The sequence below is a fragment of the Pseudoalteromonas sp. SR45-5 genome, assembly GCF_014163565.1.
Classification (GTDB): Bacteria; Pseudomonadota; Gammaproteobacteria; order Enterobacterales; family Alteromonadaceae; genus Pseudoalteromonas; species Pseudoalteromonas distincta.
Window position 1 is genome coordinate 1 of record NZ_JACJDN010000221.1, and the last position, 6,031, is coordinate 6,031.

At 38.5% G+C, this 6,031-nt stretch carries 5 protein-coding genes; all 5 read right to left on the reverse strand.

What is annotated here, in order from left to right; genetic code table 11:
• Positions 1-11: 11 nt before the first annotated feature.
• A complete protein-coding gene (locus tag H5072_RS09905; RefSeq protein ID WP_182693430.1) occupies positions 12-1,013 on the reverse strand; it encodes an ABC transporter ATP-binding protein in 1,002 nt (333 codons plus the stop codon).
• 10 nt (positions 1,014-1,023) lie between these two features.
• Positions 1,024-1,854: a carbohydrate ABC transporter permease gene (locus H5072_RS09910; RefSeq protein ID WP_182693431.1), complete on the reverse strand. Its 831-nt coding sequence runs from the start codon at positions 1,852-1,854 to the stop codon at positions 1,024-1,026.
• A 2-nt stretch (positions 1,855-1,856) separates the two neighbouring features.
• Positions 1,857-2,729, reverse strand: a complete 873-nt coding sequence (locus tag H5072_RS09915; RefSeq protein ID WP_002960879.1) for a carbohydrate ABC transporter permease — start codon at positions 2,727-2,729, stop codon at positions 1,857-1,859.
• Between the two features lie 146 nt (positions 2,730-2,875).
• The gene (locus H5072_RS09920; protein ID WP_182693432.1) at positions 2,876-4,180 is read right to left on the reverse strand and encodes a sugar ABC transporter substrate-binding protein; all 1,305 of its coding nucleotides are present in this window, start codon (positions 4,178-4,180) and stop codon (positions 2,876-2,878) included.
• A 152-nt stretch (positions 4,181-4,332) separates the two neighbouring features.
• Positions 4,333-5,661 (reverse strand): hypothetical protein, encoded by a 1,329-nt coding sequence (locus H5072_RS09925; protein ID WP_182693433.1) that lies wholly within the window; start codon positions 5,659-5,661, stop codon positions 4,333-4,335.
• Between the last annotated feature and the right edge of the window lie 370 nt (positions 5,662-6,031).

Sequence of the window (6,031 nt, forward strand, 5' to 3'; positions counted from 1 at the left end):
AAAGATTGGCTTTAGCGAATTGTTAAACCGTTATTATCAAACTTTAATACTTTATCATCCGGTGCGCTTAGGTAAATACTGTCGCCATATTTTAACGGACAATCACCATCTGCTTTTACTGTTACGGTCCCTTTGCCTTCAATATTTATATGTAAAAAGCTCTCCGACCCTAAATGTTCAATTACACCGACAGTACCAGCCCACGTTCCTTGCTCAGTAGAGAGTGTTATATGCTCTGGTCGTATACCAATACAACTAACATTCGCATTTTCATTTTGTGGAGCATCTATAAAATTCATTTTTGGAGAGCCAATAAAACCAGCTACAAATTTGTTTACTGGGTTTTTATAAAGCTCTAAAGGTGTGCCTACCTGTTCAATAATACCGGCATTAAATACCGCGATTCTATCTGCCATTGTCATAGCTTCAACCTGATCATGCGTAACATAAATCATTGTTGTAGCTAAACTTTTATGTAATTCAGATATTTCTAAACGCATATTTACACGTAATGACGCATCAAGATTCGAAAGCGGTTCGTCAAATAAAAATGCCGAAGGCTGACGAACAATTGCGCGCCCTATCGCTACACGCTGGCGCTGACCGCCCGATAATTGCCCAGGCTTTCGGTCTAAATAATCGGTCAAATTAAGAATTTTAGCGGCGTTAGCAATTTTACTTTCGATTTCTGTAGGGCTAACTTTGGCTCTTTTTAAAGGAAAAGCAATATTGTTACGCACTGTCATATGCGGATATAACGCATAGGATTGAAACACCATTGCTAAGCCTCTTTTTGCAGGCGGTGTTTTTGTAGCGTCAATGCCGTCAATTTCTATATTACCACTGGTGGTATCTTCAAGCCCTGCGATCATACGAAGTAATGTAGATTTACCACAGCCTGATGGCCCAACAAATACGATAAACTCACCGTCTTTAATTTCTAAGTCGAGCGGTTTAATTACGTTAACTTCATCAAAGTTTTTAGTGACTTGTTTTAGTGTGATGCTGCCCATGTGTATTCTCCTATTTTACTGCGCCGAAACTTAATCCACGCACTAATTGTTTTTGACTAAACCAACCAAGTATTAAAATTGGCACAATGGCCATGGCAGATGCTGCCGATAACTTAGCGTAAAATAACCCCTCAGGGCTTGAGTAACTGGCAATAAATGCCGTTAAAGGTGCAGCATTTGCAGCGGTTAAAATAAGTGTCCAAAAAGCTTCGTTCCACGACAAAATTATATTTAACAATAGCGTTGAGGCTATACCCGGTAAGGCTATTGGTAATAAAACATGGAATATTTCTTCACCAATTGTTGCGCCATCCATACGTGAAGCTTCAAGTATTTCGTTTGGTATTTCTCTAAAGTAGGTGTACAGCATCCATACCATTATTGGTAAGTTAATGAGTGTCATTACAATTACTAAACCTAATTTTGTATCGAGTAGCGCAAAGTCTCGAAACAATAAATAAATCGGAATAAGTACCCCTACTGGCGGTAACATTTTGGTAGAAAGCATCCACATTAATAAATGCTTAGTTTTTTTAGTTTGCACAAACGCCATAGACCACGCAGCAGGTACAGCAATTAATAACCCCAGTAAACTTGAACCTAGCGATATAACTACAGAGTTCCAAAAATGGTTAAAGTATGGCGAACGCGACAGTACATCTCGGTAATTTTCGAGTGTCCAATCGAATGCATATAAGCTTGGACTTGCTGAAATTGCTTCAGCTTCCGTTTTAAAGCTGGTGATTAACGTCCATAAAATTGGAAAGAAAATCATGCCGCTTATTGTCCATGCAGCAATGGTATAAATTAGTTTGGAACGACGGCTATCTTTTATAGTCATAATTAACCCTCCAAGTTTTTGCCAATTAAGCGCATTAAAAATATAGCGACAATATTTGCAATTATTACTGCAACTATGCCCCCTGCCGAACCGCCACCTACATCAAATTGAAGTAGTGATTGCGTGTAAATTAAGTACGTTATATTGGTAGACGAATAACCAGGACCACCACTTGTTGTAACTAATATTTCGGCAAAAATTGACAGTAAAAATATAGTTTCGATTAAAATAACAGCGGTTACAGCGCGCGATAAGTGCGGCAAAACGATGTAAAAAAACTTACTAAATGGCCCAGCTCCGTCTAAATCAGCCGCTTCTAATTGTTCACGGTCTAATGATTGTATTGCTGTTAGCAGTATTAATGCTGCAAATGGTAACCACTGCCAAGACACAATTATGATGATTGAAAATAGCGGCATTTGAGCAAAAAAGTCGATAGGTTCAAAGCCAAGCCAAATCGCGAAATGTGCAAATAAGCCATTAACTGGGTTCATTAGCATGTTTTTCCATACTAATGCCGACACAGTTGGCATTACAAAAAATGGGGCTAGTACCATAATGCGAACGTAATTTCGTCCCCATATTGCTTGGTCTAGTAAAATAGCTAAGCCAATACCACCACAAATAGTGATAAGTAAAACCCCAGTTACTAGGTAAAGCGTGTTAAAAAATGATTCAAAAAAAGCCGGATCAGTTAGGAAAAATTCATAGTTTAAAAAGCCTACAAACTCTTTATCCCCTGGAACGAGTAAGTTGTAATCAATAAATGAGAAATACAGTGTCATACACAGCGGAACTATCATCCAAGCAAGTAATAAAATTACACTAGGAAGAAGCATAAACCGAGCAAGCGTGCGCGAGTTAGTTGTTGCCATAAAGGTGACCTTAAAAAAGCCAATTCTATTTACTTGTTAACTATCAAGTGAAAATCAGAAACCCTTGATAGTGTTTATAACTAACAAGTAAATAGAATTGACATAAAATATTGGGTAAGTTTGAGTACTTACCCGCCCATTACATGCTATTTAGGATAGCGAGCTTTACGCATTGTTCGCTCAACGAGGTGCTGAGACGTACTAAGCGCTTGCTTAACGGTCATTTGGCCAGTTAATGCTGCTGAAAATTGTTGCCCAACAGCTGTACCAATTCCTTGAAACTCAGGAATAGCAACAAACTGAATACCTACATAAGGCACTGGTTTAACTGTCGGATTTTTAGGATCTGCAGATTGAATAGAATCTAAAGTAATTTGCGCAAACGGTGCTGCGTCCATGTACTTTTGATTACTGTAAAGTGATTTACGTGTACCTGGCGGTACTTTTGCCCAACCTTTTTTATCGGCTACAAGTTGTGTGTATTCTTTAGATGTTGCCCAGCTAATAAATTTCATTGCGGCATCTGGTTTTTTGCTGCTTGCCGGTACGGCTAAAGTCCAAGACCATAACCAGTTACCGCGTTTACCTAGACCGTTATCTGGCGCAAGTGCAAACCCTACTTTATCGGCAACTTCTGAATCTTTTTTGTTAGTAACAAATGCGCCTGCAACGGTTGCATCAATCCAAATACCACATTTTCCGGTTTGAAAAAGTGCAAGGTTTTCATTAAAACCGTTTGCAGATGAACCAGCAGGACCAGATTCTTTCATCACATCGACATAATACTGAAGGGTATTTTCCCACTCTGGGGTATTAAACTGTGGCTTCCAATTTTTATCAAACCAACGCGCACCAAACGAATTTGCCATGGATGTAATAAGCGCAACGTTTTCGCCCCAACCTGCTTTACCACGTAGACAAAGGCCATAAACACCTTCTTTTTTATCTGTCATCGCTTTAGCAGCTTTGCGTATAAAGTCCCATGTTGGGGCTTTAGGCATTGTCAGTCCTGCTTTTTCCATTAAGTCAGTGCGGTACATAACCATTGAGCTTTCGCCATAAAATGGCGCAGCATAAAGTTTGTCATTAATCGTTAAACCGCTTCGAATTGCCGGAATTAAATCGTCTAAATCGTAGTTTTCACCTAAATTATCCAGCTCTTTTAGCCAATTTTGCTTGCCCCAAATTGGTACTTCATAAGTACCTATGGTCATAACATCGTATTGGCCGCCCTTTGTTGCAACATCGGTTGTGACACGTTGGCGAAGAATGTTTTCCTCTAGAGTAACCCATTTTAGATCTATATCCGGGTTTTGGCTGGTAAAGTCACTGCTTAATTCTTTCATGGTGATCATGTCACCATTGTTAACAGTCGCTATTGTGATTGTTTCTTTTGCCGCAGCGCCCATGCTTATAAAGCCACACGCGAGCATAATTAATTTATTTTTCATCGGGTATTCCCCATACACGTTATGTTTTAACAAGTGCTATTAAATTTCAATCTATTACCAATTCTATTTATGGCAGTTTTAACGCATAAAACTGCCCGCAAAGTGCCTTTTTAGGTCCTTTGTTTAAATAGTTAGACTAGTTGGATAATGATTTAAAATTTAACAGAGATCTCAGAAGTGAAGCCGTCAAATCCTTTACCGATTTGGCCGCCCGAATTAACACCTTCTTCTTGGTTAACATACTCAACTTTTAAAAGCGTTTTATCGTTAAACCAGTAACCTGCAGCTACTTGAATACGCTCTACTGTGTTGTCTGTTTGTTCAATTAAGTCGGAAGTGTTTTCGGCTTCTGCATAACGAGCCGCTACATATAGTTTTTTAGGGATTAAATATTGTTGTGCTTCAAACACGAAGTACTCAACCGATGAGTCGCCTTCTATTACACTGTTTGAATCAAAAGTAGTGCCATTTTCATCAGCTATGCCGTTTGTACCAAAGTAGGTAATACCGGCAACTGCATTACCAGCGGCATCTGCAAATGTGTAATCATCAGACGATTTACCAACCATAAAAATTAAGCTAGTTTCGTCAGATGGTTGATAAGCTAAGTTAAGCTGGATGATTGATTGCTCAAGCCCTGGCATTGCGCCAACGTGAGTGTCACGCTCGTTTGAAGGTGACGCTGAGAAATTATAGTTTTCACCATCGCCAAAGCGATAGTTTGTTGTGGTTACACCATTAAGACTTGCTACGCCATTTTCAAAACGTAACTGGTCGCCTTGATTCGCTTTTAATAAGTTTAAGCCTGCTTTAAAGCCACCTTCAAATTCTAGAGTACCTTGAAGTCGGTAGTTATAACCTCTGTCTTCTTGAAATGCTTCACCGAAACTTGAAGTCGTAATGTGACCTGTAACATTATAAGCACGTACTACACCACTATCGAAAGTTTCGCTGTAACTTAGCTGTGCGCCGTTTTCTGCGGTTGCGTAATCGGTAATACCATTACCAATAAGTGCATTACTTTGGTTATCTGCGCCGTCTTGAAAGCCTTTAAATTGAAATGGTGAGCCACCAATATTACCCAAACGCAGTGTTAAATTTGCGTTTTCTTTTGGTGTTCCATATAGACCTAGTAAGTCAAATTCAACACCTGCAAAATCGTTGTGAAATGAAAAGTCACGATCTTCGCCACCAAAGTCATTAGGCTCTTCTGCAATATCTATATCGGCAGTGATGAACTCGTTAATATGAAATTTAAGCATTAGATTAGCTCTAATACGGCCAAATCCTGATTCTTGTTCTTCATCTTCTGGACGAAATGCACCATCTTTAGCCTGAATTGACTGAAAGTTTTGCATTAGTAAAAAGTCTACGTCAACGCGATCTAAATATTCAGAAATATCAGCCTGTGCTGGAGCCGATGTAGCCATAGCTGCCGCTATGAGAGAAATTGCAAATTTAGTCTTTTTATTATTCAACATAATAAGCTCTTTATTTAGTGTGGTGTGTGATGCCAACTTTATTAAATTGCATTTTCATTTAATGAAATTGGTATTAATTCAGTGTGTATAGATGAGGCTGACTGAGCAAAACATTAAGTGGATAATGAAACTGCACTTGTGAGCATAAGCCCATCTGCTGAGCATAATCACAGAATGAATTTAGAAGGTCAACGATTTTTTATTACAAAACGTTTACAAAAAATCGAATTCATATGTAAATATTTTTGAATCAATAAGTTAAGTAGCAAATTTGTTACATCAAATTTTGATGGAATGTTGTATTGGATTAAGGAATTTCTTATGAATACGTCATTATTGTTCATTACAATTAATGAAAATATAAGTTAGT

What these genes read in the sequence shown, in the direction of transcription:
- H5072_RS09905 (WP_182693430.1), bottom strand. Translation starts at nt 1,013, where the DNA reads ATGGGCAGCATCACACTAAAACAAGTCACTAAAAACTTTGATGAAGTT.
- H5072_RS09910 (WP_182693431.1), bottom strand. Translation starts at nt 1,854, where the DNA reads ATGACTATAAAAGATAGCCGTCGTTCCAAACTAATTTATACCATTGCT.
- H5072_RS09915 (WP_002960879.1), bottom strand. Translation starts at nt 2,729, where the DNA reads ATGGCAACAACTAACTCGCGCACGCTTGCTCGGTTTATGCTTCTTCCT.
- H5072_RS09920 (WP_182693432.1), bottom strand. Translation starts at nt 4,180, where the DNA reads ATGAAAAATAAATTAATTATGCTCGCGTGTGGCTTTATAAGCATGGGC.
- H5072_RS09925 (WP_182693433.1), bottom strand. Translation starts at nt 5,661, where the DNA reads ATGTTGAATAATAAAAAGACTAAATTTGCAATTTCTCTCATAGCGGCA.